This is a genomic window from Embleya sp. NPDC005971 (genome assembly GCF_040629175.1).
GTDB lineage: Bacteria > Actinomycetota > Actinomycetes > Streptomycetales > Streptomycetaceae > Embleya.
In genome coordinates this window covers 34,565-60,311 of the sequence record NZ_JBEXUX010000061.1, presented here as the reverse complement: position 1 = coordinate 60,311, position 25,747 = coordinate 34,565, and the positions used below count along the sequence as shown (strand labels likewise).

At 70.0% G+C, this 25,747-nt stretch carries 22 protein-coding genes and 2 pseudogenes; 10 read left to right on the top strand and 14 right to left on the bottom strand.

Annotated elements, in window-relative coordinates; all coding sequences use genetic code 11:
- The coding region (locus ABZ374_RS37580; protein ID WP_360320167.1) for an IS30 family transposase at positions 1-438 on the top strand (438 nt) is incomplete at its 5' end.
- A 396-nt stretch (positions 439-834) separates the two neighbouring features.
- Here the strand turns inward: ABZ374_RS37580 and ABZ374_RS37575 are convergent.
- On the bottom strand, positions 835-1,905 hold the full coding sequence (locus ABZ374_RS37575) for a protein kinase (protein WP_360320176.1): 1,071 nt from the start codon (positions 1,903-1,905) through the stop codon (positions 835-837).
- A gap of 351 nt (positions 1,906-2,256) precedes the next feature.
- On the opposite strand from ABZ374_RS37575, the gene ABZ374_RS37570 reads away from it, so the two are divergent.
- Entirely contained in the window at positions 2,257-2,583 is a 327-nt protein-coding gene (locus tag ABZ374_RS37570) for a hypothetical protein (protein ID WP_360320164.1), read from the top strand.
- 109 nt (positions 2,584-2,692) lie between these two features.
- Here the strand turns inward: ABZ374_RS37570 and ABZ374_RS37565 are convergent, their stop codons facing one another.
- From ABZ374_RS37565 to ABZ374_RS37550, 4 genes and pseudogenes are all read right to left on the bottom strand, one after another.
- The gene (locus ABZ374_RS37565; protein WP_360320161.1) at positions 2,693-3,118 is read right to left on the bottom strand and encodes a hypothetical protein; all 426 of its coding nucleotides are present in this window, start codon (positions 3,116-3,118) and stop codon (positions 2,693-2,695) included.
- Between the two features lie 198 nt (positions 3,119-3,316).
- Positions 3,317-4,470 (bottom strand): annotated as a pseudogene (locus tag ABZ374_RS37560) (IS3 family transposase).
- 356 nt (positions 4,471-4,826) lie between these two features.
- Positions 4,827-5,393 (bottom strand): S1 RNA-binding domain-containing protein, encoded by a 567-nt coding sequence (locus ABZ374_RS37555; RefSeq protein ID WP_360320158.1) that lies wholly within the window; start codon positions 5,391-5,393, stop codon positions 4,827-4,829.
- Between the two features lie 542 nt (positions 5,394-5,935).
- Complete coding sequence (locus ABZ374_RS37550) at positions 5,936-6,622, bottom strand: hypothetical protein (RefSeq protein WP_360320155.1); 687 nt, start codon at positions 6,620-6,622, stop codon at positions 5,936-5,938.
- Between the two features lie 1,339 nt (positions 6,623-7,961).
- Between ABZ374_RS37550 and ABZ374_RS37545 the strand changes: the two are divergent.
- A pseudogene (locus ABZ374_RS37545) lies at positions 7,962-8,162 on the top strand (transposase); the annotation flags it as partial.
- A 3-nt stretch (positions 8,163-8,165) separates the two neighbouring features.
- Entirely contained in the window at positions 8,166-8,333 is a 168-nt protein-coding gene (locus ABZ374_RS37540; protein ID WP_360320173.1) for a DUF397 domain-containing protein, read from the top strand.
- 336 nt (positions 8,334-8,669) lie between these two features.
- Here ABZ374_RS37540 and ABZ374_RS37535 read toward each other — a convergent pair whose 3' ends face one another.
- From ABZ374_RS37535 to ABZ374_RS37505, 7 genes are all read right to left on the bottom strand, one after another.
- A complete protein-coding gene (locus tag ABZ374_RS37535) occupies positions 8,670-9,221 on the bottom strand; it encodes a hypothetical protein (protein WP_360320152.1) in 552 nt (183 codons plus the stop codon).
- Positions 9,222-9,283: 62 nt separating this feature from the next.
- Complete coding sequence (locus ABZ374_RS37530) at positions 9,284-10,471, bottom strand: HEAT repeat domain-containing protein (protein WP_360320149.1); 1,188 nt, start codon at positions 10,469-10,471, stop codon at positions 9,284-9,286.
- A gap of 924 nt (positions 10,472-11,395) precedes the next feature.
- Positions 11,396-11,728, bottom strand: coding sequence for a hypothetical protein (locus tag ABZ374_RS37525; protein WP_360320146.1), 333 nt, complete (start codon positions 11,726-11,728; stop codon positions 11,396-11,398).
- Between the two features lie 335 nt (positions 11,729-12,063).
- A complete protein-coding gene (locus ABZ374_RS37520; protein WP_360320143.1) occupies positions 12,064-12,468 on the bottom strand; it encodes a type IV toxin-antitoxin system AbiEi family antitoxin domain-containing protein in 405 nt (134 codons plus the stop codon).
- Positions 12,465-13,319, bottom strand: coding sequence for an IS5 family transposase (locus ABZ374_RS37515; protein ID WP_360320140.1), 855 nt, complete (start codon positions 13,317-13,319; stop codon positions 12,465-12,467). Before ABZ374_RS37515 ends, ABZ374_RS37520 begins: the two co-directional genes overlap by 4 nt.
- Positions 13,320-13,422: 103 nt before the next feature.
- Positions 13,423-13,872 carry a universal stress protein gene (locus ABZ374_RS37510; RefSeq protein ID WP_360320137.1) on the bottom strand — a complete coding sequence of 150 codons (450 nt, stop codon included), beginning with the start codon at positions 13,870-13,872 and terminating at the stop codon, positions 13,423-13,425.
- A 137-nt stretch (positions 13,873-14,009) separates the two neighbouring features.
- Entirely contained in the window at positions 14,010-14,537 is a 528-nt protein-coding gene (locus ABZ374_RS37505) for a CBS domain-containing protein (protein WP_360320134.1), read from the bottom strand.
- Between the two features lie 247 nt (positions 14,538-14,784).
- On the opposite strand from ABZ374_RS37505, the gene ABZ374_RS37500 reads away from it, so the two are divergent.
- The 3 genes from ABZ374_RS37500 (at position 14,785) to ABZ374_RS37490 (ending at position 18,925) form a co-directional block, all read left to right on the top strand.
- Complete coding sequence (locus ABZ374_RS37500) at positions 14,785-15,669, top strand: universal stress protein (RefSeq protein ID WP_360320131.1); 885 nt, start codon at positions 14,785-14,787, stop codon at positions 15,667-15,669.
- Positions 15,666-16,280 (top strand): hypothetical protein, encoded by a 615-nt coding sequence (locus ABZ374_RS37495; protein ID WP_360320128.1) that lies wholly within the window; start codon positions 15,666-15,668, stop codon positions 16,278-16,280. The genes ABZ374_RS37500 and ABZ374_RS37495 overlap by 4 nt, the downstream gene beginning before the upstream one ends.
- A 218-nt stretch (positions 16,281-16,498) precedes the next feature.
- Positions 16,499-18,925, top strand: a complete 2,427-nt coding sequence (locus ABZ374_RS37490; protein ID WP_360320125.1) for a glycosyl hydrolase family 65 protein — start codon at positions 16,499-16,501, stop codon at positions 18,923-18,925.
- Positions 18,926-19,028: 103 nt separating this feature from the next.
- Here the strand turns inward: ABZ374_RS37490 and ABZ374_RS37485 are convergent, their stop codons facing one another.
- Entirely contained in the window at positions 19,029-19,346 is a 318-nt protein-coding gene (locus ABZ374_RS37485; protein WP_360320122.1) for a carboxymuconolactone decarboxylase family protein, read from the bottom strand.
- A 273-nt stretch (positions 19,347-19,619) separates the two neighbouring features.
- Between ABZ374_RS37485 and ABZ374_RS37480 the strand changes: the two genes are divergently transcribed.
- Both ABZ374_RS37480 and ABZ374_RS37475 read left to right on the top strand, forming a co-directional pair.
- Entirely contained in the window at positions 19,620-20,036 is a 417-nt protein-coding gene (locus tag ABZ374_RS37480) for a hypothetical protein (RefSeq protein ID WP_360320170.1), read from the top strand.
- 659 nt (positions 20,037-20,695) lie between these two features.
- Positions 20,696-21,835 (top strand): site-2 protease family protein, encoded by a 1,140-nt coding sequence (locus tag ABZ374_RS37475; protein ID WP_360320119.1) that lies wholly within the window; start codon positions 20,696-20,698, stop codon positions 21,833-21,835.
- Positions 21,836-22,189: 354 nt separating this feature from the next.
- On the opposite strand, the gene ABZ374_RS37470 is transcribed toward ABZ374_RS37475, so the two are convergent.
- Complete coding sequence (locus ABZ374_RS37470; RefSeq protein ID WP_360320116.1) at positions 22,190-22,576, bottom strand: hypothetical protein; 387 nt, start codon at positions 22,574-22,576, stop codon at positions 22,190-22,192.
- Positions 22,577-23,725: 1,149 nt separating this feature from the next.
- Here ABZ374_RS37470 and ABZ374_RS37465 point away from each other — a divergent pair.
- A complete protein-coding gene (locus ABZ374_RS37465) occupies positions 23,726-25,687 on the top strand; it encodes a hypothetical protein (RefSeq protein ID WP_360320113.1) in 1,962 nt (653 codons plus the stop codon).
- The last annotated feature ends 60 nt before the right edge of the window (positions 25,688-25,747 follow it).

Here is a 25,747-nt window from a genome sequence, read left to right as displayed (position 1 = left end):
GGCAAGGGCAACCGGTCCGCGATCGGCACCCTGGTCGACCGATCCACCCGCTACGTCGAACTCCTCCACCCGCCCGGCGGCCGGGGCGCCGAGCATGTCCGCGACGCGCTCGTCCACGCCCTCGGCGACCTCCCCGCCGAACCGGCCCGCTCGGTGACCCGGGATCAAGGCGGCGAGACGAGCCGACACGACGAGTTCACCCGCGCCACCGGCGTCCCCGTCCACTTCTGCGAACCCGCCGGCCCCGGGCAACGCGGCTCGAACGAGAACACGAACGGCCCGCTCCGCCGGTACTTCCCCAAGAGCACCGACCTGTCCCTCCTCGGTGCCGGGGACCTCGCCTTCGTCGCCGCCGAACTCGACAGCCGCCCCCGCGAGACCCTCGGCTGGAACACCCCCGCGAACCTCTTCGCCAAGCTCGTCGCAACACTGGAATGACCACCGTGTTGCGACGATTGCTGGAAACCGCCGTTCGCCGCGGCTTGGCCATCGCAGCACCCCGCAGGGTCAGGTGTTGCAACCACCTTCAGAACCCAGGGCGTCCCACCGGGGCCAACTCAAGACGTCATAGCCATCCGGGGGAGACGGGATCGTTCATCGACGGGCCTTCCACGCCCGCGAGGTCGGTCGCGGGCAGGTGGACGACGCGACGTTACGCGGGCATGACGGAGCCGACCCCAGCCGACATCAACCGCGTGAATCCCGGTGGTGGCCCGTTCAAGGTCGCCGAACACTGCAACGGCGTGCGGGAGTGGACCCGGGAACGACACTGCGCTCCGTCGAGTCGATCCCGCCGACTGCGGAACCCGACCGCGGCCCGGTTCCCGGCGGCCGTCAGGAGCTTGCGCATACCGCGTCCGCCATAGCCCAGGTGACGGCCCACGCTCGCGGCGAAGTCGACGAACCTGCGCCCGAGACGACGCAGCCGGCGCCGGACGGCCCCTTGTTCCGTGCCGCCCACACGCGCCGTGCGTCGTCGGGGGAGGTCCTGCCTTCCGGCGCCTCCGGCTCGCCGTGTGCCGGTTCCGGCGTGGCCGGTGCCTTCCGTGGCGGTTGGGCGGCGAGTGGTGCCGGGTGCTTCGGCGCCGCCCCCACGGGTGGCGTCGCGGTGGCGGTGTCGCCGTCGGACGCGAGCGGGGGCGCGGGGGTGCGGAGTACGGCCGAGGCGGCGAGGAGGATGGCGTGGGTGGCAACCATCCGTGGTCCGGGCCGACGTGGGTGGGCGGGGCGGGGACCATGGTGCGGGCGTCCCGGGCGGTGGGGCGTGTCGCGGGGCTCTTGGAGAGGGCCGCCTCGATCAGGGGCGCGAGCGGGGCGGGGAGTCCGTTCAGATCGGGGGCGCGCGTGGTCAGGTTCGCGAACAGCACGGGCAGGGTGTCGCCGGGGAACGGGGAACGGGGAACGGCCGGTGGCCGCCCAGGCCAGGACGGCGGCGGCGGAGAACACGTCGCTCTCGGGCCCGACGTCGGAGCGTTCGAACTGTTCGGGGGACATGAACCCGAGTGTGCCCACGGTGTGGCCGGTCCCGGTCAGGCCGGTCGCGCCGGCCGGGAGCGCGATCCCGAAGTCGACGACCCTGGGGCCGTCGACGCCCAGCACGATGTTCGACGGCTTCACGTCCCGGTGAACCAGGCCGGCCGCGTGGATCCCGGCCAGCGCGGTGAACAGGCCCGCGGCCAGCTCGCGCAGTGACGTCTCGGGCAGCGGCCCGAACCGCTCCACCGCCGCGCTCAGGGGAATCCCCGGCACGAACTCCGTGGCCAACCAAGGAACTTGAGCGTGAGGATCGGCGGCCACGACCGCGGCGGTGAACGCCGAGCCCACCTTCCGCGCGGCCGCGACCTCTCGCACGAACCTGCGCCGGAACTCCCTCTGATCGCCGACCAGCAGGTGCGGGTGCACCATCTTCACGGCCACGGCGGCACCGTCGGGTGCCCGCCCGAGGAACACGCGCCCTGGCGTCTACGCCGGCGGGCACCCGCCGTGCCGGTGCGGTGCGGGCAGTGCTGGTCCACCGATGTCGACCAGGAGGCCGCCGGCCTGTGGCGGTGCCACCGGTGCCGGTACGAGTGGGGTGTCGAGGCTCGGTGGCACCCGCGCGAGGTGCTGCTGCCGCTGCTTCCGCCGACCGCGGCCGAGGACCGGGCGGTGGTGCGCTCCGCCAGCCCCGCGGCGCGCCGACCCGTAGGACGTTGGACCGGCCGAGGGCCCGAGCCGTTGCTCGGGCCCGCGTTGGACGCGTACGAGCCGGCCCCGGTGACGTCGGCGGAGGTGGCGTCGCCGCTGCCGCTCACGGTGGCCGGCCACGCATCCCGGATCCTCGATCACCTCGCGGCCATCGCGCTCGATCCCGACGCGGACCCGGCGGCCACCCTCGCCATCCTGCGCGACACGGCCATCGCGCTCGACACCGTGATCACCAGCACCACCCGCGCCATGACCCCAGGGGCCCGTACGGGCGCCCGAGATGCCCCGGCGGGTATCGGATACCCGGGAAGCCGTCCCAGGCTCGCAGAAGCCCACGCGGGGCCGCTGACAACCGCGCGCGCCACCGGTGACGTCCGGTCGCAGAAAAGCCCCTGATTCGGAAGGGACGCGGTTCCCCGGGGCCGGTTCGTCGGCGGGTGGTTCGTGGCCTCGGGGCACGCGAAAGCCCCGCTCGGGGCGGGGCTTTCGCGTACGGGCGGGTCGATCAGGTGCAGACGTGCCAGTTGCTCCAGCCGCCGCTGTAGACGTTGCACCAGTACTGGTTGTCACCACCGAGTACCTGCACGATGGGGGTCGAGCCCGCCCACCACGTCCAGACGCCGTTCTGGATGTTGTTGCTGTCGCCAAGGGTGGCCCAGGTGGACCATGCTCCGCCCGCGCTGTATTGGTAGCTGTGCCAAACCTGGCGGTCGGAACCGATGAGAACGTACTCGTCCCGTCCGTCCGGCCAAGTTATCTTCGGATAATCGGTGTCACACAGGAACGTGGCGTCCGCTGGGCCACCTATCAGCCACCAGGTGGTAGTACATTCCCCGCCGGCGCGGGCCTGTGCTGCCTGTGCGGTCGAGAAGGGGCTCAGCACGGCGACGAGGGCCAGGGTCAGGGCGGCGAGAATTCCGGGTTTCTTCATGGGCTCCCCCAGGGACGGTGTGCCGGCACCCCAACGGATCTTCACCGTTGGTTGGCATAAGAGTGCTGATCGGAGCCACGAACCGCCAGGGAATGGACAGCGTGATCTGAGCATGTCTCAATTTCGATCATCGCCGGATCACCGGGTGTGAGTGTGGGGTGAGCTGACCCGGGTTTTATAGAGTCGGTTTGTGGTTGTTCAGGCGGTCTGTGTGTCTTGTTCCTGGCTCGCCCAATATTGCTGTTCGTACTCGACCGGTGGCACGTAGTCGAGCGCCGAGTGCAGGCGCTCGTCGTTGTACCAGGTCACCCACTCGGACACGGCGCGTTCGACCTGGGCGAAGTCGCGCCATGGGCCCTGCATTTCGATGAGCTCTGCTTTGAAGGTGCCGTTGAGCGCCTCGGCCATGGCGTTGTCGTACGAGTCCGCGACCGAGCCCACCGACGCGGACGCGCCGATGTCGGTGAGCCGGTCGGTGTAGCGAATCGATACGTATTGCGACCCGCGGTCGCTGTGATGGACCAGGCCGGAGTCCTTCTTGATCCGGCGCCGCCACAGCGCCATCTCCAAAGCCTCCGGCGGGAGTTCGGTGCGCATGTGCTCGGCGGCCTGCAGCCGACGATCATGCGGGAGTGCACGTCCAGGACGAACGCGACGTACGCCCACCCCGACCAGGTCCGGACATACGTCAGGTCTGCGACCCACAACCGGTCGGGCCGGTCGGCCGCGAAGACGCGGTCGACCAGGTCTGGCGGGCGCGGCGCGGCCGGCTCGGGGGCGGTGGTGCGGCGGCGGCCGCGGATGACGCCCTCGATGCCGAGTTCGGCCATCAGGCGTTCCACGGTGCATCGGGCCACGATGTGGCCTTTGCGGCGCAGGGCGCGGGTAATCCGCCTCGCACCGTAGGTGCCGCCGGAGTCGGCGTGCTCCTGCTCGATCAGCGGCATCAGCTGTTCGTCGCGCAGTCGGCGGGCGGACTTCGGGCGCTTCCGGCGGGCGAAGTACGTCGACGGCGACAAGTCCAGCACCCGGCATACGGGATCGACCCCGAGGCCACGCTCGCGCAGGTGGCCGATCACCTGCTCGGCCTCCTCCGGGGACGGTCGATCTCCTGGGCAAAAAACACGGACGCGGCCTTGAGGATCTCATTCGCCCGACGCAACTCCGCGTTCTCCCTGCGCAGTTGCTTGAGTTCTTCGCTTTCCGCCGTGGTTATCCGGTCGCCGCGCTCGCCGGCGTCGGCCTCGGCTTGGCGGACCCAATTTGTAGGGCCTCCTTGGCCGCCCGGAGGTGCGAACCTCGCGGACCGCCCGTTCCCGCAGCTCATCGGGGTATTTACGTGATGCTGGCATAGCTTGTGGTGCCCCTTTACGCCGGGCACCATAACCCGGCTTCCGGGACTCCACCAAACTCGGATCAGCTCATAGAGATCGCAAGGGCCCCGAGACAGGGAAACGCCAAACAAACAAGGCTCGTTGGCCCCCGAGCTTCCGGACGAGACGCTCCGATCACTCGCCCTCGGCCCGGTTCCGGAGCAAATTGCCCAGACAAGTTGCCGGGCCAGACAATCGCCGAATCTGTTACGACGACCCAACGTGGACAAACCCTCGGCTCGGTCAGAAGACCACCCGGGCTCGATGACGATGCCGACCACCCGGATGGGAAAGCAAGGGACACCACCGGCTCCCCGGAATCCGAGCCCTTCCCTTCATCCGAGGGGCGGCGGGTATGCCTCCAACCGCCCTGGCCGGTGCTCTACGAGGCTGAACCGAACCCGGCGACGACGGAAGTTGATGTCGGCGACCGTGACGACCACGGCGTCCCCTTCTCGCCAGACACGCTCGGGGGCATCGGGCGTCACCCGCTCTTCCTCCGTCCTGGGCAGCAGTCCCTCGATACCGCCCTCGACGCGGACGAAGACGCCGAATGGGACGATCTTGGTGACAACTCCGGCAAGGTCGTGGCCCAGCCGTGTGCGGGCGAAAGGGACGAGCGGATCGGGCTGCAGGTCCTGCAACGACAACGAGACGCGTTCGCGGTCCATGTCGACGTCCAACACCACGACGCAGACCTCTTCCCCCACCTCGACCACATCGGACAAGTGCTCGACGTGGTTCCACGACAGATTGGCGACGCTCACCATCCCATCGAACCCACCCAGGTCCACAAAGACCCCGAAACCGGCGATCGAGGAGACCACACCCCTGCGAACCTCGCCCAACTCCAAGGACTCGAGAAACGCCCGACGCGCCCCCCGCTCCGACCCACCGGCCATACGATCACCCTCCCGTTCCCGGGCACGACAGCGATCCACCCTGCCACCGGCGTACGAACCTACATGCGACGACGGGAAACGATCACTTGCAGCGCGGGAAATCGCTCACAGATTCGAACCCCACGTGCAGGTAACAGGAACTCGTGAACGGCCCTCCTCACACAGGGCGTCTCGGCGTCGACGACCCTGCCGATCGAGATCCCCGGCGACGCCCGCGACTTGGTCCCGGTCTGCGACGGGATGACGTTCTTCGGCACCGGACCCAAGGTCCGTATCGCTCTGGGCCGGTGAGTTCCCGGGCGGAATCGTGCTCGACGACATCAGGCTCCGCGATTCCGCAGGTCACGGGCGTGCCTGTGGTGAAGGGCTCGGCGAACCGGCCGTGGTTCGGCACGTGTTCAAGAAGGACTTCACCCTCCTCGCCGGGGGCGTGCGCGGGGCAAACGGACAGGGCCGCCGGGCAACCGCGATCGATCTCGTCTCCGGGCGGGTCGTCGGTCCGCCCGCCCGGCGTCGGTGGCCGCGGGTCGGACCGTCGCGTCTCACTCCGGGGTGTAGTCGGTGCAGGCGAGCAGGAAGCCCTTCGGTGCCCGGGCGTCGCCGACGGTTGCGGCGATGACGCATCCGGGGGGCAGTACGGGCTGGATCGGTGGTCGCGGCCGGGTGTCGGTCGGGTCGTCCCGGGTGATCGCCGCGGCGTACGCCCTGCCGAGTCCGCGGGTCGCCAGGTAGTCCGTGCAGCCGGGTTGTGACTCGTGGGCGAAGCAGCCGTGGTCGACGGCCTTGACGTAGCGATCGGATCGTGGGTCGAGGCCGCGTGCGCGCAGCGTGCGGGCCTTCGCCAGGGCGGTGTTGGTCTCGGCGATGGAGGGTTTGGCGGGTATGCGCGGGAGTACCGGTTGCGCCGGGGCGCGGGTTTCGCCGGCCGGCGTCGGGGCGTCCTCGACGGCCGGCAATGCGGGTGGCGGCTCGCCGGGCACGGGAGCGTTCGTGTCCGGCGTCGGGGAGCCGGGAGTCGTCGCCCCGGACGGTGGGGGGTCGACCGGGTCGGGGCCCGGTGTCGGCTTCGTCGTTTCGGTCGCCCGTGTTGCCTCCGCGTGGGGGTGGCGATTCTCGACCTGTGTGCACGCGGCGGTCACCAGGACCGCGCTTCCCGCGATCAGAGCGGCCACCATGCGTCCGGTCACGGCATCGGCACCGATGCGGCCGGTGCGTCGGGCGCGGTTCATGACGTGACTCCCTCGATGGATGAACTGGGCGTGTCCGCCGGGGAGATCATGCCGGGTGTCGGCGCGGGAAGCGACGGGGAATCCGTTCTCCTGTTCATCCGGCGTCGTGAGGCTCCTACCCGCAGCCGCAGCCGCAGCCGCAGTCGGTGTCGATGCCCTTGCCCGGGAAGCGCGCCGTCACCACCACGGCGGCACGATCGGGAGTGGCGGCGGAACGCATGCGGATACCCGGGGTGGGGCGACGGGTCGTCGTCACGGCGGTGGTACGGGTGGACGGGGCGGGGTGGGGCCGGTGCGCGGGACGGGCGGCCGGGGCGGCACCGGTGGCCTCGCGTTCGGTCGGGGCCGCGATCTCGTCGGTGATCGCCTGGGGACCGCGGACCGTGTACGGCGCCCCGCCGCCGGTCGCTCCCGGGAACGGATCGAGGCCCGGGCCCGGAACATGCCCTCCTCGACGTAGTACATGGAGCGGCCGGTGAGTGTCCCCTTGCGCGGACGCACCTCCGGACGCCGGCGTCACCTCGGCGATGTGCCCCCAGGGCGGCGCGGTTCGGCCGGCCGTGTCGTGCAGGACGAGCGCGTCGGGGGCCGATCTCGAAGCACCGCCTGGCCCGCACGTGGGCGAGCACCACGGGATCAGCGCGGGGCGCACGTGTGCGGTCGCCCGGCACGCGGACGCGACGAAGCCGGTTGTTGCGGTGGGTGGATCGGCCTCGGCGAGTGCCTTGCGGGCGGAATCCCCCAGGGTGACGGCGGCGAGGCACCGGAGCACCCGGTCCCGGCCGGACACGGGAGTCACCGGCCGGGGTATCTCGTCGATCAACGGCCGCCTCTCGCCGAGGAGTTGTCGCGGAGCGCCCGCAGGTTCGTGTCCGGACCGCAAGCCATGGCCTGAATTCCGGCCGGACGGAATTCAGGCCGGTTCGACCTCGTGTACACGTGCTCCGTGTGCTTGCTGGCTCTGTGGTCAGGGTGCGCGGTGCCGGCGACTCCGGTGCGGATGGTGTCGATCATGTGGCCGTGAAGGGCCTGTTCCAGAGCCGATGGACGGGGCGACGCTTCGGATACGTCGTCCCACGCCCGATCCGCCGACGCCTTCGAGGACCTCGTGGGGAGGCACATGGAAGTCCGGCCCACCGCCGGCTCCGGAGACGCGACGGACCGTGGCGACCGTCCCCGACCCGCTCGTGCCGGGGAACTCCGCCCTTCTCCGGCCGGATGTCGAGGGCTCCGAGGTTCGTGGCGTCCCTCGCGGACACGTCCCTGGGCCGTGACGCACTGGGGGCACCTTCCGCGACACGGCGTGGCCGCATGCCCGACGGCCGCGAAGCTGCCGAGTCTCCTGGGTGTGGGACCGATCAGTGCCGCGCAGATCCTCGCCGGTTGGTCGCATGCCGGCAGGTTCCGTTCGGAGGCCGCGTTCGCGTCCTTCGCCGGCGCCGCACCGATCCCCGCGTCCTTTGGACCAACCGACCGGCACCGCCTCGACCGTGGCGGCGACCGACAACTCGACCGCGCGCTCCGCACGATCACGGTCATCGGGATGCCGGCCGACTCCCTTTCCGGGGTGGAGTGGGTGAAGAGCACGGCCAGCAATGCCGAGGGAAACTGCGTCGAGTTGGCGACCCTTCCGGACGGACGGGTCGCGCAGCAGGACAGGGAAGCGGCCCGGGTCTTGTGGTTGCAGGGACCACAGACGCGTTTGCCGTAGGCCTGCACGTTGGTCAACTTCTTCGTGCTGCCGCAGCCGGCGCACTTCGACTGCCTGACGGGTTCGGTCGGAGGACGGTTCCTGTATCGGCGCTGCACACCGGGGTTCGTTGCCGTCCTCCGCTTCTTGGCGACGTGTCTGCGGGAGACCGCGTGGCGGATGTCGGATGCACGTGTCCGTCGGGGCCTGCCCGAACAAGTCGGCCGCGGTGATGCCCAGGGCCGGTGCCATGGATTCGGATACAGCTCCACGAGGAGCCCCGCAGGTCCGACGCGGACCGGGCTTACGGCCCGAAGGGTGTACTTCTCCTCGACTCGCCGTGTGGTGTCGTGCCGTTCACGCGAGCATCCGTGTCGCCGCAGACCGCAGTCGGGTGTCCGGGGGCAGTTCGGTGGGCGGCGCGAAGATGTCGTCGTCGGGCAGGACGCGACGGTCGGTGGTCGCCCAGTGCTCGAGGTGCGGCCGCAGACGGGCGGGGTGGGGAGGGCCGATCGCCAGGAGCGTTTCGAGCGCGGGCAGGGGAAAGGCTTCGGCGAGATCGGTCAGGATCGGCACGGCTGTGGAGCGGTCGCCGGTGATGCGCCAATGGGCTTCGGCGGCGTACAGCCGCGTCCATGCGTGGTCGTCGGCGAGGAAACCCTCGACCAGGGGGAGCAGTGGTGCGGCCGTCGGGCCCAGGAGGCCTGCCTCCTCCAGGCATCGCCAGTCGTCCTCGAGGCGGCGCGCCAGCACGTCCAGTGCCGGTGCCGGGTCGGCGCCGAGGCGGGCGGCGGCGACCGTCGCGGCGGTGGCGAGTTCACCGGGGTTGCCGCGGGCGGTGTGGGCGAGCATGCCGAGCAGTTCGGTGTCCCGGATGCCCCAGTCACCGAATCGTCGTACGAGCGTCACGGTGGGGCGTCGGCGCAGCAGGTCCTTGAGGTCCCGCAGGAGGGTGCGGGCGGCGTGGGGTGTCAGGGTGGTGAGGAGTTCATCGGGACATGCCTTCGGGTGGCGAAGTGCGAGTCGTTGGTGGTCGGGGTCGTGGGTGCGGGTGGCGAGCGCGACCAGTGCCCTGGGCTCGGGGTCGGGGACGGCGGTGAGCAGACGCGCGTCGCCGAGGAGGCCGAGGGCGAGTTGGGCGAGTTCGGCCGTGGTGGTGTCGGCGCGTGCGGGATGAGGTTGTCGCCGAGCGTGGTGTCGGGGGCCCAGCGGATGACGGCGACGAGCAGTTCGGACAGGTCCCAGGGCGTCGTCGTGCGGGGGAGGGCGGCGGAGAGCAGGGCGAGGGTGTCGTTCTCGCGGTTGCGCCAATGGGTGGAGAGTTCGTGGGCGCGGCGTGAGCCGCGGCCTTCGACGTTGCCCTGCGCGATCCAGGCGCGGGCCACCGTGGCGGTGGCCTCCGCGTCGTGGGCCAGGACGGCGGCGACGCGGGAGTCGGTGTCGCCGATCCCGGGGAAGAACTCGATCCGGTTGACGGCGAGTTCGCGGTCGCCTCCGGCGTCGGCCAGGACCGCGACCAGGTCCGCCGGGTAGGGGGCGGCCTCCCGTGCCGGCAGCGCGAGGGCGGCGACCGCGCGGACGGCGGCGACCGGGTCCGTGAGCGCGTCGCGGAGCCGCCGTGTGCGGGCCCGTGGGTCGGGGTCGATCCGGGTGAGGACGATCAGGGCTTCCGCGCGTACGGCGGGAACCGGGTCCGTCGCGTACGTCGCGGCCAGTTCGCGCGTCGCCGCCGGCACGGTATCCGCGCTCGCGCGGCGGGCGACCCGTACCGCCTGACGGCGCACCTGCGGGTCGCCGTCGCGGAGCAGGTGCAGCAGGCCGGGGACTTCGGCACCGACCCGCGCGTGCCCCTCCTCCTGGTCGCCGCGACCGGGCTCGGGTCCCGAGCCCCCCGCGCCCGCGAGGAACGCGAGCGCGGACGCTCGTCCATGGGCGGTGTGCACGGCGGCGTGGGCCAGGAACGGCACGGCCGCCACCGCCGCCGGATACACCGATCCCTGGTGCAACGCGCGGTTGAACAACTCGCCCAGGGCCCTGTCGGCGCGATCCTCATCGCCCGCGTACAGGGCCCGGATCCGGTCCGGGACGTCATCGCCATCCCCGTAGGCGTGGTACAGCGACGGCCAGTCGATCGTGTCGAGCTCCTCGGGTGATCTCACGCCGGCGAACTGTAACGCCCGGGACCGTCATGACACGGTGCACCGCTCGCGACGGGGACGGTCCGGGCGGTGTCGGGCAGCGGCGAGGGCCTGCGGATCGGGATCTCCTCCACGCCGTCCGCCGAGTTCCGACACCCGGTGGTACCCGTCGGAGATCGGTCGGCTGCGGACGGCCGGGCAGGCGGCGTCATGTGAGTACTCGGCTGGGTATGTGTGCGGACGCCCCGGAGTGGGCGGGCTCGTAGCGTGCTCGGCATGGAGAAGACGGTTTCGACGCCACGTGGTGGGATGCACGGGTTTGTGGCCGCGCCGGCCGGGGTTGCGATGCTCGGGGTGTTTGCGGTGATGGTGATGGGTGGATCTGTTGGCGCTCTACGGTGTTGCGGACGGGGCGGGGGTCTGTGACGACGCCGCGTGTCGGGCCCGGTATCGAAGTGACTTTCGGTGGATGCTCGGGATCTGCGGGCTCAGTTTCGTGGTGACGCTTGTCGGGTTAGCGTCGGCCGCGTGCCTGCGGCGGCGGTTCGTGATCGGGGTGCCGGTGTTGATCCTGGGGTTGGCGCTGCAGCTCCCTGGGCTGGGGTTGGTCTAGGGTCGCACCGCCGCCCGCCGCCCGCCGCCCGCCGCCCGCCGCCCGCCGCCCGCCGCCACGACCCTCCCGCAAACCCTCGGCGCGCTCCTGGCCGGCGCCGCCGACGCTCCCGGAAACCCCGGCGACGCCGTCGAGATGCGCGCGATTGTCGACGGCTTCCTCGAGGGCCTGGACGTCGAACCCCCCGGCCCGACCGAGATCACGGACTGGCACCCCGACACCGAACCCCGCGTCCTGCAGGGCGGCGAATCCGTGTCCGTCGCCGATCGGTGCGCCGGTCCCGAACCCGGTGGGAACGGGCCGTCGGGACGGGCCGGGGCCCTCGCATCCGGTCACGACTCCATGGATTCCTCGAGGGCGCCCAGGCTGATCAGACTCACGCGGTGATCCCAGGCATCCCATCGCACGTACTTCTGCGCGCCCGGGTAGTAGGTGTCGTAGCCCACGAGTTCGCCGTAGGTCTCGTCCGTGTGCACCCGGCCGGGTTCGCCGAAGGCGGCCAGGAACTGTTCGTACGACGTCAGATGCGCGAAATTGGACAGACAAGGACCATGGCCTGCGAAGCGGACGACTTTCCCGGCGCGAGCCCGATAGGTGAGCTCGTCGGCGCAGTACAGGAATCCGTCCGAGAACACGGCGTGGTCGACAACCTCGTCGAGGGTCAACCGTCGCCCTTCGGCGTCGTAGTGCTCGCTCTCGATGCCGGTCCCGCCGTGATAACGACGGACTATGGAGGACTTGGGCCTGGAGGATGTTCCCGCGTGGAACGTCGGTGGCCCCGGTCCCCAGGGTTACACCGTTCATCGTCACGGTCGTGACGTCGAGGCGAGGCCGCGACAGCACCTCCGGGTTGTCGAGGGTTTCGATCACCGACGAAGTCCAGGAGCAAGGCCGCTCGGTCGGGGGCGGGGTTGGGCGGTGAAAGGATCGGCCGCGAGCCCATCACCTCGACGCCGGGACCCAGCACGTCGTGGGCGGTCCCGGCTGTTTTGAGAGGGCGTTAAGTCCGTTTCTGATAGCGGCCGCGTCCGGGTTGTTCGAGGAGCCCTTGGCGGACGAGTCGTCCCAGGCGGGAGCAGGTGACGTTGATCGAGGGCTCGTCGGTGGGTAGGCCGAGGTGCTCGTGCAGATCGCGGACGCGGAACACCTGGCCGGGATGCTCGTTGAACGTGGTCACGATGTGCTGGTAGGCGGTGGCGGTGGCGGTCTCCGCAGGGTCCGTCGCGTGGTCGGGAGGGGTGAGGCCGTCGATGACCCTGCGGGTGGCGGCAAACTCGTCCAGGCGGGCTTCGGTCTCGGCGAGGGCGGCGGTGAGCCGCTCGATCCGCTCGCGCAGGTTGTCGGCGTGTGCTGCGGTCTCATCGTGCTCCGTCTGCAGCGACCGCAGGAGGTCGGCGACGTTCACGCTGCCAGATCCACGTCGTCCCGCCAAGTGGGGGTGGGGGCGGTGAGGCGTCGGAGCATGCCGGCGGTGGAGGCCCGGTAGACGCGGGAGGCCGCGTTGTCGGGTCGGTGGTCGTAGTCGCGGGCGAGGCGCCGGTGCGGCATGAGGGTGCCGTTGACCTGCTCGACCACCCACCGCTTCGGTTGCGGGACGAAGCCCTTGCCTGCGTCGTCGGGGTTGCGTCGGACCACCTCGACGGTGATGTCCCTCACCGCTCCGTGGACGATCACGGCATCTTTGAATCCCCGGTCGACCAGGACCCTTTCCAGACGCATCCCGCATCGTTCGGCCGCCTGGTCCGGCAGGGCGATGCCAGCCTCGTTGTCGTGCGCGCTCGCGGCGAGGATCACGACACCGATGATCGGGCCCGGCACGTCGACGGCGAGCCCCCGCTTCCTGCCGGGTGTCTTCTTGTTCGCGTCCAGGCCCGTCGTCTCCTTCGGCACCCCGGCCGCCACACGGACGGACCGGGTGTCGATGATCACCAGGGACGGGTCCTCCAACCGTCTGGACCGCTCCCGCACCCGGCAGCGCCGGATCTCCTGGATCCGCTGGTCGAGGCCGTCCCGGCGCCACAGCGTGAAGTAATGGAACACCGCCGACCAGGCCGGGAGGTCGTGTGGCGGGAGCCGCCACCGACAGCCCGTCCGGTTCTGGTGGAGCAGCGCGTTCACAACCTCGCGCAGGTCGCAGGAGCCCGGGTCGCCGGTCGCCGACCGCGCCACCCGCTCCTGCTTCCACGCGGTGGCCGGCGGCTCGATCAACGCCCACTGCTGGTCCGACAAGTCGGTTGCGTACGGCATCCGTTCCATGTCCGCGACTCCACCATGCACACGACATCACGCGAGCGTGAAACAGTCCCATCACCCACGAACGGGCGACTCCACATCATCAGGAACGGGACTTGACGTCCTCTCAGGCGTCCGGTGCTGGGACGAACACCACCGGGGCAGCGCTGTGGCGCAGGCAGTACAACCCGGTGGGGCCGGGGATCGCGGGGCATTCGATGCCGCTGGTGCCCAGCAGGAGCAACCGGGCATCTCGCGCACGAGCGACCAGGACCTCGCCGGCCGCGCCGTGCAGCGGCGTGGCCACGATCCGCTCCGGCGGGGTCGGAACCCGCACCAGGTTCGCCAGCGCGTGCTCCAGCCGCTCGCGGGCCACCGACAGCGGGGTGTCCGGGTGGTCCAGGGTCGGGCGTTCCGGGTCGGCGTCCGTCCAGGCCGCGACCACGTCCAGGACCACGCCGAGTTCGGCGGCCTCGCGTGCGGCCCATCGCAGGGCGATCGCGGATCCGTAGGAGCCGTCCAGGCCCACCACGATCCGGCCTTCCGAGCGCTCGTGCGTGGCCTCGTCGGCCGGCACGACGCCCTGCCGGGGGGCACGCCCATCGATTCCCGGTCGAACCGGGTGCCGAGTGATTTCATGTCGAACTCCTTCGGATGGCCTTGCTGGTCTCGGTTGCGAGGAAGTGGCGAGTGTCAGCGGGTCGAGGAGGGCGATCAGGTGTGGCGCGACGGGGGAAGCACCGGTTCCAACCGGAAGAGCACGGGGCCGTGGTCGCGGGGGCCGTGCGGCGATGTACGTCCGGCGAGGGCCGTGACGAGGTCGCGGGCGATCACCAGACCCACCAGGGTGTCGTCGTCCGTGACGGCGACCGCGTCCACCGCGTGTTCGGTCATCACATCGGCCACCTCGGCGAGCCGGGCGGAGATCGGCACCTGCGGTTGCACACCGCCGGGCAGCAGGTCGCCCACGTAGCGCTCGGAGAGCGAGATCGCCGGAAGAGCACACGCGACCGCGAGTTCGCCGCGATTCAGTAGACCCACGCAGCGGCCGTCCTCGTCCACGACGGGGAGATGGTGGAATCCGGTGCGCTGGATCAATTCCCAAGCCATCAACAGGGATTCGTCGTCGGCGACGGTAAGCAACGCCGTGCTCATCACGTCGACCACGCTTCGCTCCCGAACCGCCGCCTCTGCGGGGAGGGTGGATGCGGTTTCCGGGGCGGGTTCGCCGCTCGTCCTCATGACGCTCGCCTCCTGTGACTCCAGGGCCCACGATCACGCGGTTCGCCCCGTCTCCACGATCGAGCCCTCGCAGCCCCCGGCACAGGGCCGGTGGGGATGGTGGACCGGGCCGAAGGTCCCGGTCCGGCGGGACCGGGCAGCCCTGTGTCCGCCGGTCGAGCGGGCGCACGCTGAAGGTGAGGAGCGATCGGAGGTCGTAAACCCGGCCCGCAGCCCCGGACGTCGTTCGGCGACGATTGGACAAGTCATGAGCACCGGAACCCATCTACCCGACCTTGGGATCATGGTCGGCTACGACGGCTCGCCCGGTGGCGAACGCGCGCTGGTGTGGGGCGCCCACGCCGCCGCCGACGCCAAGATGCCGCTCCACCTGACGATGGCCATCCCGGCACCCGCCCTCGGCGGGCACGCTCGGCCGGACGAGGTTCGCAGGGGCGCCCGGGCCCTCCTGGAAGAGGCGGCGGTGCGAAGCCGCACGGCACACCCCCACCTGACCGTCGAAACCTCGCTGCTCGAGGGACCGGCTGCGAACGCGATCCTGGAAGCGAGCCGACGGGCGGAGACGATCGTGGTCGGTACTCGCGGCCACGGGGGCTTCGCGGGCCTGCTGCTCGGATCGGTGTCCCTGCGGGTGTGCGCGCACGCGACCTGTCCCGTGGTGATCGTGCCCGAGGCGGCCGACGAGGTGGACACCCCGAGCGTGGTCGTGGGCGTTGCCGATCACAGCGACGCCCCGGCGGTCGAGTTTGCCGTGGAGCGAGCCCGTCGCGTCGGCGGCAGGGTGGTTCCCGTGCACGTGTGGACCCTGACGATGGCGGGCTACTTCCCGGGCGTGGTGGCGCCCCTGCTCGGCGATCCGCTGGACATGGCGGCAACCCACGACCATCTCCTGACCGAGATCCTGGAGCCGATCCGGGCCAGGGAGCCGGACGCCACGATCGAGGCGATGGTCACGACCGGGGTGCCCGCCCACGCGTTGATCGGCGTCTCCACGCATGCGGATCTGCTGGTGGTCGCCGCCCACCGAGCCCATGGTCCCTTCCCGATGCGCCTCGGCCCCACCACTCACGCGGTACTCCACCACGCGTCCTGCCCGGTGGCCGTCGTGCCGATACCCGCCCGCGCGTCATGAACGGCCCGGGGCCGCGAGCGCACGGAACGCTCGCACGAGCACGGCGCCGGATTCGCGCGCTCCTGGGCCGCGAGCCGCTGTGTCGGCGATGCGACGTCACCCACCTGCGGTCGACGCTCGTGCTGGCGATCCTGGCCCTGATCCTGGTGCCGTTGGTCGTCCTGGCGGCCGTCCACGTCCAAATCGGTTTCGATGAGGCGGCGCGGACTCGCCAACTGGCGCATACGCACCGGGTTTTCGCCGTGCTGTTGATCAAGCCGCCCACCGTGGTCAGGCCCGGTGCCGAGACGGTGACGGCGACTGTGCGATGGGTCGCGGCCGACGGCACCGCCCACACTGGCGTAGCGCAGGTGCCGCTCGGCGGATCGGCAGGCGATACGACCAGAATCTGGCTCGACGCCGAGGGCCGGCCCACCACACCCCCACCGACCCACGGGGCGATCGTCGTCGACGCGATCACCACCGGCATGCTCGCGCTCACCGCGGCGCTCACGGTCACGGCCGGAGCGTTCGGCTGGGAGCAACTGCTGGCCTCCCGCCGGCGAGCCCGCGACTGGGAGCGGGAGTGGGCGGTGGTCGAGCCGCGTTGGACCGGCCGAATCGAGCAATGAGCGCACGAGGGGCCGACGATCGGAGCACACATGCGACCCGAACGAGACACCACACCGGCGGCCGGACGCCTTGGCACGGCCGATCGACCACGCGTAGCCGACCAATCTCCACGACCCGCCGTGCTCACCATCCCGGGTGGCACGGGAACCGTGACGGGCAGCAAGGACCTGCGCTGGACGGCGGTCGTGCCTCGTCCGGGAGAACGGGTGGTGATCCGATGAGCAGACCCGGATGCCCACCGCCGCAGGACCCCTGGACGCTGGTCTTCCAAGGCTTCGAGGCCCGAGACGAGGGTCGGCGGGAGGCACTGTGCGCGGTCGGCAACGGCTATCTGGTGACCCGAGGGGCTGCTCCCGAGTCGCGTGCCGACGGGATCCACTACCCGGGCACCTATCTCGCCGGTCGCTACGATCGCCTGATTTCGACGATCGACGGCCGTCGGATGGAGAACGAGGATCTGATCAACTGCCCGAACTGGCTGCCGCTCACGTTCCGAGCCGGCGGCGCGACCGGGTGGTTCGGTGAGGACCTCACGACGCGGATCGTGTCCCAGCGCCTGGAACTCGACCTGCGTCGGGGGATCCTGACGCGGGACGCCCTGGTCGTCGACGCGGCCGACCGGCGCACCCGCCTGCGTCAACGGCGACTCGTGAGCCTCGCCGAACCGCACATCGCGGCGCTGGAGACGGTGCTGACCCCGGAGAACTGGTCCGGCCCGCTACACATCCGCGCGGCGCTGGACGGCACCGTCGCCAACACCGGAGTCGCCCGCTACCGGAGCCTGGCCGGCCGCCACCTGACCCCGACCGCTCAGGGCAGCGAGAAGGAAGCCCTGTGGTTGCGCGTGCAGGCCGTCGGTTCCCCGTTTCACATCATCACGGCAGCGCGCACCCGCCTTCACCGCGATGGGGCGACCGTCGAGGCCGAGCCGGGACTCGAGTCAGCGCCCGGCCGACCCGCGCAGATCTTCACGATCGAGGCCGTCGCGCGGCAGTCGCTGACCATCGAAAAGACGGTGGCGGTATACACCTGCAGGGACCCGGCCGTCGGTGATCCACGAAGCGCCGCCATCCGCACGCTCTCGCGAACGAGCCCCTTCGACACCCTGCTGCGCGCCCACGCGACACGCTGGGAGCAGCTTTGGCGCCGATTCCGCACCGAGGCGGAGTTCACCGACCGAGCCGGCGAGGGCAACACCCTTCACCTGCACCTGTTTCACATCGCACAGACCCATTCCGAACACACCATTGATCTCGACGCCGGGATGCCGGCCCGCGGCTGGCACGGCGAGGGATATCGCGGACATATTTTCTGGGACGAGTTGTTCGTTCTGCAAACGCTCAATCTGCGCACACCGCAGATCAGCCGGGCCGTACTGGGATACCGGTACCGGCGCCTGGACGCCGCCAGACAGGCCGCCGCGGACGTCGGCCTGCGCGGAGCCATGTACCCATGGCAGAGCGCCGCCGACGGCACCGAGCAGGCCCCGAGCACCCACCTCAATCCGATGTCCGGACGGTGGCTCCCCGACCGCACACACCTGCAACGCCATGTCGGCCTGGCCGTTGCCTACAACACCTGGCAGTACTACCAGGCCACCGGTGACATCGACTTCCTGGAGACGTCCGGTGCGGAGATGCTGCTGGAGATCGCCCGCTTCTGGGCCGACACCGCCCGGTACGATCCCGTTCTGGAGCGCTACCGGATCCGCGGGGTGATGGGCCCCGACGAATACCACGACGCCTACCCCTGGGCCGACCGTCCCGGCATCGACGACAACACCTATACGAACGTGCTCGCCTCGTGGGTGCTCGCCCGCTCGCTCGACGCGCTCGACGCACTGCCCGGGTACCGACGCGACGAGTTGACGGAGCGACTCGACCTGACGTACGACGAGTTCGACCGATGGCGGACGGTCGCCCGCCGACTCCACGTCCCCTTTCACGACGGCGTGCCCAGTCAGTTCGCCGGATACGAGCGCCTCGCCGAACTGGACTGGCCGCACTACCGCCGGCGATACCCGAACAATCGGCGCCTCGACCGCATCCTGGAGGCCGAGGGCGACAGCGTGAACCGCTACAAGGCATCCAAACAGGCCGACGTGCTGATGCTCTATTACCTGTTCCCGGTCCGGGAGATCCGGCGCCTGCTGCGCCGCCTCGGATATCCGGCCGGGCACGAGATGACCCAGCGCACGGTCGACTACTACCGCGCCCGAACCGTGCACGGATCGACGCTCAGTTCGGTGGTGCACGCCTGGGTACTGGCCCGCACCGATCGCCGGCGGTCATGGCGATTCTTCCGCGACGCGTTGGGCGGCGACGTTCACGACGTCCAGGGGGGCACCACCGCCGAAGGCATCCATCTCGGGGCCATGGCCGGGACGGTGGACCTGATGCAACGGTGCTACACCGGGCTGGACACGCGTGGTGACGTACTGTGGCTCGACCCCTGTCTGCCCGCCCGCCTGAGCCGATTGCAGGTCGAGTTGCGCTACCGGGGGCACTGGGGCGTGGTGGTCGAGGTCGGTCGGCGGGAAGTAACCGTGAGCCTGCGCCCGGGGCAAGGCGGCTCGATCCCGATCGGGTTCCGCGGCTCGGTGGTCGAGATCCCGCCCGGCGGCAGCCGTACCTTCACGCTCTGAAACGCACCCGCGACCATCAGGCGCCGGGCGTATCCGATCCGCCGCGGCCACGACCCTTGTCCCCACGAAGTGTGTCCGCTCGGCAGGCTACGGCGTTGCCGGGTCAGTCCTCGGATCCCAGGGTGGCGACGATCTCGATGTCCAGAGCCTCGGCGATGTGGCCGGCGGCGGCCATGACTCGGGCCGTGCCGACGACCGGTGCGATGGCGACGAGGACGTCCTGGATCTGCTCGGGCGTCATGGCCGTTTCCGCGCCTGCCCGAAGATGAGCCAGGTAGGACATCGGAGGGGCGTCCATGGCGACGAGCGCGGCTATGCGAGTGAGGACGAGGACGTCCGAGGCCAGACCGCAACGCTCCAACGAGTCGAGGGTCATGGCGGCCAAGGTGTCCAGTACAGGTGTCTCCTGCGATGTGGTCATGAGGGCTTCCTCGAAGCTTTGTGGGTGGCGGGTGGCAGTGCGCTCGCCCGGGCCGTCGGGAGCCGTTGTGAGGGCATCCCGTTCCTCTCCCGAGCCTAGGACCGCCTGTCGACGCGAGCATCTCGGCGCGGCAGGGCAGAGGGAAGCGACCATGGAGGCGGCCCGTGGCGGGTGCGGGCGTCCTCAGGCGCGCTGCCGAGTCGCCGCGTCCTGCCGACCGGGTCAGTGTGTAAGCGGGGATCCCATTCCACTTCGTCGCGCGGGAGACCCATGATGACCACCCACACGCAGCGAGCGGGCCACGGCTCCGGAGCCGCAACATCCTCGGGCTGGACCGTCTTCGCCGCAGTCATGATGATCTTCGGCGGGGCCCTGGCCGTATTCCAGGGAATCGCCGCCATCGCCAAAGACGACGTCGTCGTACACACACGCAGCTACTCGTTCTCGTTCAGCTCCACGGGCTGGGGATGGATTTACGTGTCCCTCGGAGTCCTGATCTTCCTCGCCGGCGCGGCGCTGATGAGCGGCGCACTGTGGGCCCGCGTCGTCGGCGTCATCCTGGCCGGGTTGAGCATGGTCGCGAACTTCGTCTGGCTGCCCCACTACCCGGTGTGGTCAATCGTCGTGATCGCCCTTGACGTTGCTGTCATCTGGGCCCTGTGTACCGGTCCTCAACGCAGCAACCGGTGATCCGACGAAGGACGGCGGGCGGCCGCCCGGGTGTCCGCACCCGGGCGCCGGGTTTGCCGCCTGCGTCATCGCGCGCGGGACGCAGATCCGGCTACGAGGTGCCTGTGACAGCTGCGCGAGAGACCAAGGAAGAAGGGGACCACGCCTTCGCCACCACATGTGTGCTGCCTACCGAACTTTGACCGCCGTTTCACACGCCGCAGGTCGGGTCACGTGCTCGCGCTTCTTGGACGTGGAGTCGTGCCGTCCTCCGGTTGGGTTCGACCGGCCTCGCGCGTGGCGCTGACCGACACACCCGCCGCACAGCCGATGCCGCCGCAGGCTCCCCTCGGCCTCGTCCGCAGCCGCGCGTATGTGCGGCCCCTCGCCCGAGGTTCCTGGGGGCGCGGCCGGCTGGCCGTTACGCCGTGGTGACTGCCTGTTCGAGAACGCCTCCGCGAACTCGCGGGGTGGCATGGCGGCGCTCGCGTGGGTCCTTCGGCCCTGTTCACGGGTTCCACATCCGGGTTTGATCGAGATGGCGGGGGAGGACGGCTCGGCGATGCGTAGCAGCGGAGCGATACCGCGCACCGCGCGAATCAGGGCCGCGAGAAGGACGTGTCCTCGTCCCGTCACGCGGTGCCTCGTGTGCGTGCCGCGTGCGACGCAGGGAGTGCACGATGCGTGCCACGTTCGGGTCGGGACGGATTGCCGGGGTTCGAATCAGGGTGCACTGGAGCGTCGTGGTCATCTTCGTGGTGATCACGGTGGGACTCGCCCGCAACCGACTGCCGGACGCGGGACCGGGCCGCCCGTGGGCGGTCTACTGGGCGGTCGGCCTGCTCACGGCGACAGTGTTCCTCGCGTCTCTGCTCGCGCACGAGGTGGCGCACGCCGTGCTGGCCCGGCGTAACGGGATCGATGTGGACGACATCGTCGTGTGGCTTCTCGGTGGTGTGGCGCGACTCAAGGGGGAAGCGTCGAACCCGGGTGCGGAACTGCGGATCGCCGGTGTCGGCCCGCTGGTCAGCCTCGTCCTGGGCATCGTGTTCGGCCTGTTCGCGTGGTTGGCGGATTCGATTTCCGGCGGAAACGTCATCGTCGAGGCGCTGACCTGGCTTGCTGCGGTCAACGTCCTGCTGGCGGTGTTCAACTCCATTCCCGCCGCGCCCCTGGACGGTGGCCGCCTGCTGCGGGCGTTCCTGTGGTGGCGTACGGGCGACAGGCTTCGCGCGACCATCGGTGCGACCTCGGCGGGCCGAGGATTCGGTTGGTTCCTGGTGCTCCTCGGCCTGTTCCTGTTCGCGCGCGGCGACGCGCTCGGCGGGCTGTGGCCGGTGTTGGTCGGCTGGTTCGTCGTCGCAGCCGCGACGATGGAGAGGCGCCAGGCGCAGTTGCGCGAGAGGCTGGCCGGGATACCAGTTCGCAACGCCATGACCCGTGATTCCGTCACCGTATCCGCGTCGGCCACGGTTGCCGAATTCCTCGACCCGCACCATCGTCATGGGCACTCCGCGTTCCCCGTCACCGACGGTGCCGGTGCCCCGGTCGGTCTGCTGACGCTGGACGCCGCAAACCACGTGCCGGAGCCACGTCGGGGCATGGTGACCGCAGGCGAGATCATGCTGCCCCTTTCGCGGGTGGTCGTCGTGGACCCGGACGACCCGCTCGCGGAGTTGCTGCCCCGGCTCGAATCCGGACCCGAGAACCGGGTCTTGGTGGTCGACGACGGCAGGCTCGTCGGCGTGCTGTCCGCTTCGGACGTCACGCGCACGATGACGTGGCTCGTCACGACCGACCCCCGGCACCGCGAGCGTTGACCCGTAGGCGGCACGTACCGGCAGCCCTCCGGCCCGCAGCTCGGAAGACCGAAAATGTCGACACTCCGGTCGCACCGGGCATGACACTCGCCTCCTGTGTGTCCGGGCCCGTGATCGCGCGGTTTACCCTGCCGTCCTCCACGGTCGAACGCCCACCACCTCGAACGCAAGGCCGAGAGGGTGGTGTTCCGGGCCGGAGGTCCCGAACCACCGGTACTGGGCGGCCCTGTGCCCGGCGGCCGAGCAGCCGCACGCTGACCGAGAGCGGTCGGTCCGAAACCGCGGTCCGGACCCATTCCCTGGTCCGCGTCGTCCACCAACTCACCCTGGAGAACGAACGACTGCGCGCCGCACTCACCCGACCTCATCCCGACGTCGTTTCCCTCCCACACCGATGAGCGTTCCCGCCGCCTTGAGTACGCGGACGAGCAGGCTCACCAGGCCGACGGCAAGGTGGTCCTCGGGACCACGCACCGGTGCGACGGGCGCCTGAACATCACCCAGCCGGCCATCGGGGCCGACGTCAAGCTTTGGCGCCCCAGCCACCAACACACCGACCTCAAGGGCCGATTTCAGGTCGAAGTCGCATGAATCCAAGCCCAACAGCCAGCGGTTGTTCGAGCCGTCGACGGCCACGACGAACCGAAGAGGCAGCACGACGACCTTCGCGAGCGTTGCCGACACTTGGATAGCCGCCCGGAGGTATAGGCGACGGCCCTGCATCAGCTTCCGCTGGAACACGCGGCTCTCTCGGGACGCGACGCTGACGCAGCCACGGTCGGAACACTCCCGCGCCGCCGCATGCCGCTTACCCGAACCGCACCTTCGTCAGGTGGAGGACGAGCCCGCTGCTCCACCGGCCCATGACCGTTGTCCTCGTCGCCCGGGAGGTCACTGCTCCCGCAACGCGCTGCCCCAACGCCGTCTCGAACCTGCGCGACGTCGAACGGTTCGCGGTTCGGCCGTCCGGGACCGCGGAGGCCCGTTAGGCAATCGCGAGCGAAGGGGAACTGGTGGCGGGCCATGTGCTGCGCGACGTGGTCCGGCAGGGGTGTCGCGTCGAGGTGGCGGCATCACCGACGAACGTCAGGATCGCACACCGCCACGCCGATGCCGGCGGCTGCGGCGCGTGGAAGCGGCATTGCGTACGGAGCCGGATCCGGCGTGGCCACCCGTCGGCCCGCGCTTGCGAGCATCGCGACTCGAGGCCGTCTCCGCGAACCGGTCGGGGTTCGGCGGGATTCACTTCGCGCCGATCCGTACTGTGCGCTCGCTGCGGCAGACGGGGCGGCGGGCCTGTGCCCGGTGCCGCGTCAAGGCTGCGGGAGGGGTGACGAAGCGACGCGAATGTGATGTTCGGATACGTTGATTGCGGCGGCCGCCGTTGCCCGCGCGGCTCGTGCGCGTCGACGGGAGCGGGACGGACCGGGGGCGAATTCTGGTCGTCCTTTCGTCTTCCACCCGATATTTGATCACGTCGTGTCAGGATTCGAATCCTCTCGGCAGTCGGTGTGGTGGGGTGGAATCTTGGCTCAGAGGGCGTGTCCATGCGTGGTTCGTCGATGTGGGGCGGGATGGGTCGAGCTGCCCGGTGCCGGTGGGCGCTCTGTAGGTGGTCTTCGGCGTTTGTCGCTGGGCCGTCGACGCCGCTCTGCTCGGGTACGACGCGTGGGGCTCGCGGGCGGGCGCGAGGACGCGGGTGCGCAGGGCGGCGGACGGTGCGGTGGTGGGACGCCACCCGCGGAACCGTCGGCCGATGCCGGCGTTCGTGGAGTGATTCCCGACGTGCCCTGTCTCGGCACGGGAGGGGAGCGACGGAGCCGGATCCCGGGCAGACGTATCGGAGTGCAGGGCGCCCGGGTTGACGGCCGGAACGGCAGGGACTTGTGAGTGCTGGTCGACTCGGACGGAGTGGTCGCGATGGTCAGTCTCGGTGAAATCCAGGACGCTTTGAAGAAGCGCCACGCCCTGGGGCTGCGGGCGACGGCGTTCGCGATCCAGAAGCCCGGTCCGAACCCGGGCGTCCGCGACTTCAAGATGACCGGTCTTCTGAAAGACCCGATCGACTGCCACGTCAAGGATACGGAGCCGCCTCCGAAAGATCGGATCGTCCTGTGCACCATTCTGTGGGACCAGCCGAAGTCCTGGGTGACGGTGTGCCATGACGGAGTTCAATCGAACTCGCTCTACGGATACGCAAACGCGGTGCCCGCGATCAGAGGGGGCACCCCCTTGTTCGCTCGCAAGGAAAGTATCGCCGCAGTGGAGGACTGGGCGAATTTCTCGGGTGCGAGCGCCCACGTCATGGACACGAACGATTACCTGGGAAGGCTGAACTTCCTGCACGCGCGTGGGCGCGGGGCCAAGGCGTTTTCGGTGGAGCCGGTGAATCCCGCAGAGCCCTTCCGTCACTTCTTCGTCGACGGGCTCGCGAACGAGCGGGTGACGTGTGTCGCGCATGACGGAGCACAACCGGGGCCGGATCACAAGGTGCTGTGTAATCTCCGTTGGAGGCAACGGGTTTTGTGGGTGACCATCTGCCATGTCCCCGGCGCGTCGAACCTGGACGGGTTCGTCAGTCAGGTCCCGACCGTGAGGAAGGGGACACTCCCCTTCGTCGAAGACGGCGGTGTCGCACGGGTGGCCGACTGGGCGGACTTTCCCCCCGAGACCGTCATGGACACGGGCGACTATCTGGCGCAGTTGGAGGCGTTCCACGCACGCGGGCGCGGGGCGACGGCGTTTTCGGTCGAGCCGGACAATCCCGATGACCCGTTCGGTTTCTTCCATATCGCGGGGCTCGGGAAGGCGCGGGTGCCCTGTGCCCTGAGTCATGACGCGCAACCGGGACCGCAGCACAAGGTGCTGTGCAATTTCCGGCGGGAGACAAGGGCTTCCTGGGTGACCCTCTGCCACCTCCCCGGCAGTACGACCCTGGACGGATTCTCCAATGCGTTCCCGGCGGTGCGAAAGGGCACGCTTGCCTTCACGCAGGTCGGCACGGCCACTCGGGTGGCCGATTGGGCGGAGTATCCGCCTGAAGATGTCGCGGAGAGCGGCGACTATGTCGCGCAGGTGGAAGCATTCCACGCCCGCGGCCGTGGAGCCGAGGCGTTCGGTGTGCATCCGGTCGAGTCCGGCCCAAATGTAGGCGACTTCCACCTTTCCGGTTTGCGGAAGGACAAGAGGATCTTCTGCAAGGTCGACTCGGACGCCTCCCCGGGCCCGCGGGACGTCGTCCTGTGTGCCGTCCGCTGGGGCGCAGACCGTTGGGTGGTCGTCTTTCACACGCCGGGGAGTACCGAATTCCGAGGGCGTTCCTCGCAACATCCGGAACCCCCGCTGCCGTCGCCCGAGCCCGGACAAGTCGTGCCGCTTCTCTTCGAACGGGTCGGGGAGGTGGTCAAGGCGATCGACTATGGTGACGTGCCACGGCAGGGCCCCGTGGATATCGCGGAACTGTCCAAGCGGATCGGCCGGTTGCATCTTCGGGGGGCCGCGGAGCACGCCTTTCGCATGAAGCACGACGAGCAACGCGGCGGGTATTCCATCGACGGGCTGACCCCGACGCCCCTGTTCGCCGTTCACGTCAACCCCACCGAGCGGACCGCGGGCCCGAACGAGACCCCCTTGTTCCGGGTACGCGAGGAACGGGGGCAGTGGGTGGCGGTGTACGCCGGGCGTCCGACGGCGGGCCAGACCCCCTTCTTCGCGTACCGCCCCGGCAAGCACCTGGCCGGGCTCAGATTCCTGCTTCCCGAGGTAGGCGACCGGGTGTACCCCGAGAAGTTGCCCGCAGCCGCCCCCGGCTCAGTCGACGGTGCGACCGCGTCGCCGGCGCAAACCACGTGAGAAGCCCTGCGTCTCGGTCCTCGTCGCGTTCCCCGCTTTCTTCCCGTCCCCGTCGTCCTG

What these genes read in the sequence shown, in the direction of transcription:
- ABZ374_RS37575 (WP_360320176.1), bottom strand. Translation starts at nt 1,905, where the DNA reads ATGGTGCACCCGCACCTGCTGGTCGGCGATCAGAGGGAGTTCCGGCGC.
- ABZ374_RS37565 (WP_360320161.1), bottom strand. Translation starts at nt 3,118, where the DNA reads ATGAAGAAACCCGGAATTCTCGCCGCCCTGACCCTGGCCCTCGTCGCC.
- ABZ374_RS37555 (WP_360320158.1), bottom strand. Translation starts at nt 5,393, where the DNA reads ATGGCCGGTGGGTCGGAGCGGGGGGCGCGTCGGGCGTTTCTCGAGTCC.
- ABZ374_RS37550 (WP_360320155.1), bottom strand. Translation starts at nt 6,622, where the DNA reads ATGAACCGCGCCCGACGCACCGGCCGCATCGGTGCCGATGCCGTGACC.
- ABZ374_RS37540 (WP_360320173.1), top strand. Translation starts at nt 8,166, where the DNA reads ATGCCGGCCGACTCCCTTTCCGGGGTGGAGTGGGTGAAGAGCACGGCC.
- ABZ374_RS37515 (WP_360320140.1), bottom strand. Translation starts at nt 13,319, where the DNA reads ATGGAACGGATGCCGTACGCAACCGACTTGTCGGACCAGCAGTGGGCG.
- ABZ374_RS37505 (WP_360320134.1), bottom strand. Translation starts at nt 14,537, where the DNA reads ATGAGGACGAGCGGCGAACCCGCCCCGGAAACCGCATCCACCCTCCCC.
- ABZ374_RS37500 (WP_360320131.1), top strand. Translation starts at nt 14,785, where the DNA reads ATGAGCACCGGAACCCATCTACCCGACCTTGGGATCATGGTCGGCTAC.
- ABZ374_RS37495 (WP_360320128.1), top strand. Translation starts at nt 15,666, where the DNA reads ATGAACGGCCCGGGGCCGCGAGCGCACGGAACGCTCGCACGAGCACGG.
- ABZ374_RS37490 (WP_360320125.1), top strand. Translation starts at nt 16,499, where the DNA reads ATGAGCAGACCCGGATGCCCACCGCCGCAGGACCCCTGGACGCTGGTC.
- ABZ374_RS37485 (WP_360320122.1), bottom strand. Translation starts at nt 19,346, where the DNA reads ATGACCACATCGCAGGAGACACCTGTACTGGACACCTTGGCCGCCATG.
- ABZ374_RS37480 (WP_360320170.1), top strand. Translation starts at nt 19,620, where the DNA reads ATGACCACCCACACGCAGCGAGCGGGCCACGGCTCCGGAGCCGCAACA.
- ABZ374_RS37475 (WP_360320119.1), top strand. Translation starts at nt 20,696, where the DNA reads ATGCGTGCCACGTTCGGGTCGGGACGGATTGCCGGGGTTCGAATCAGG.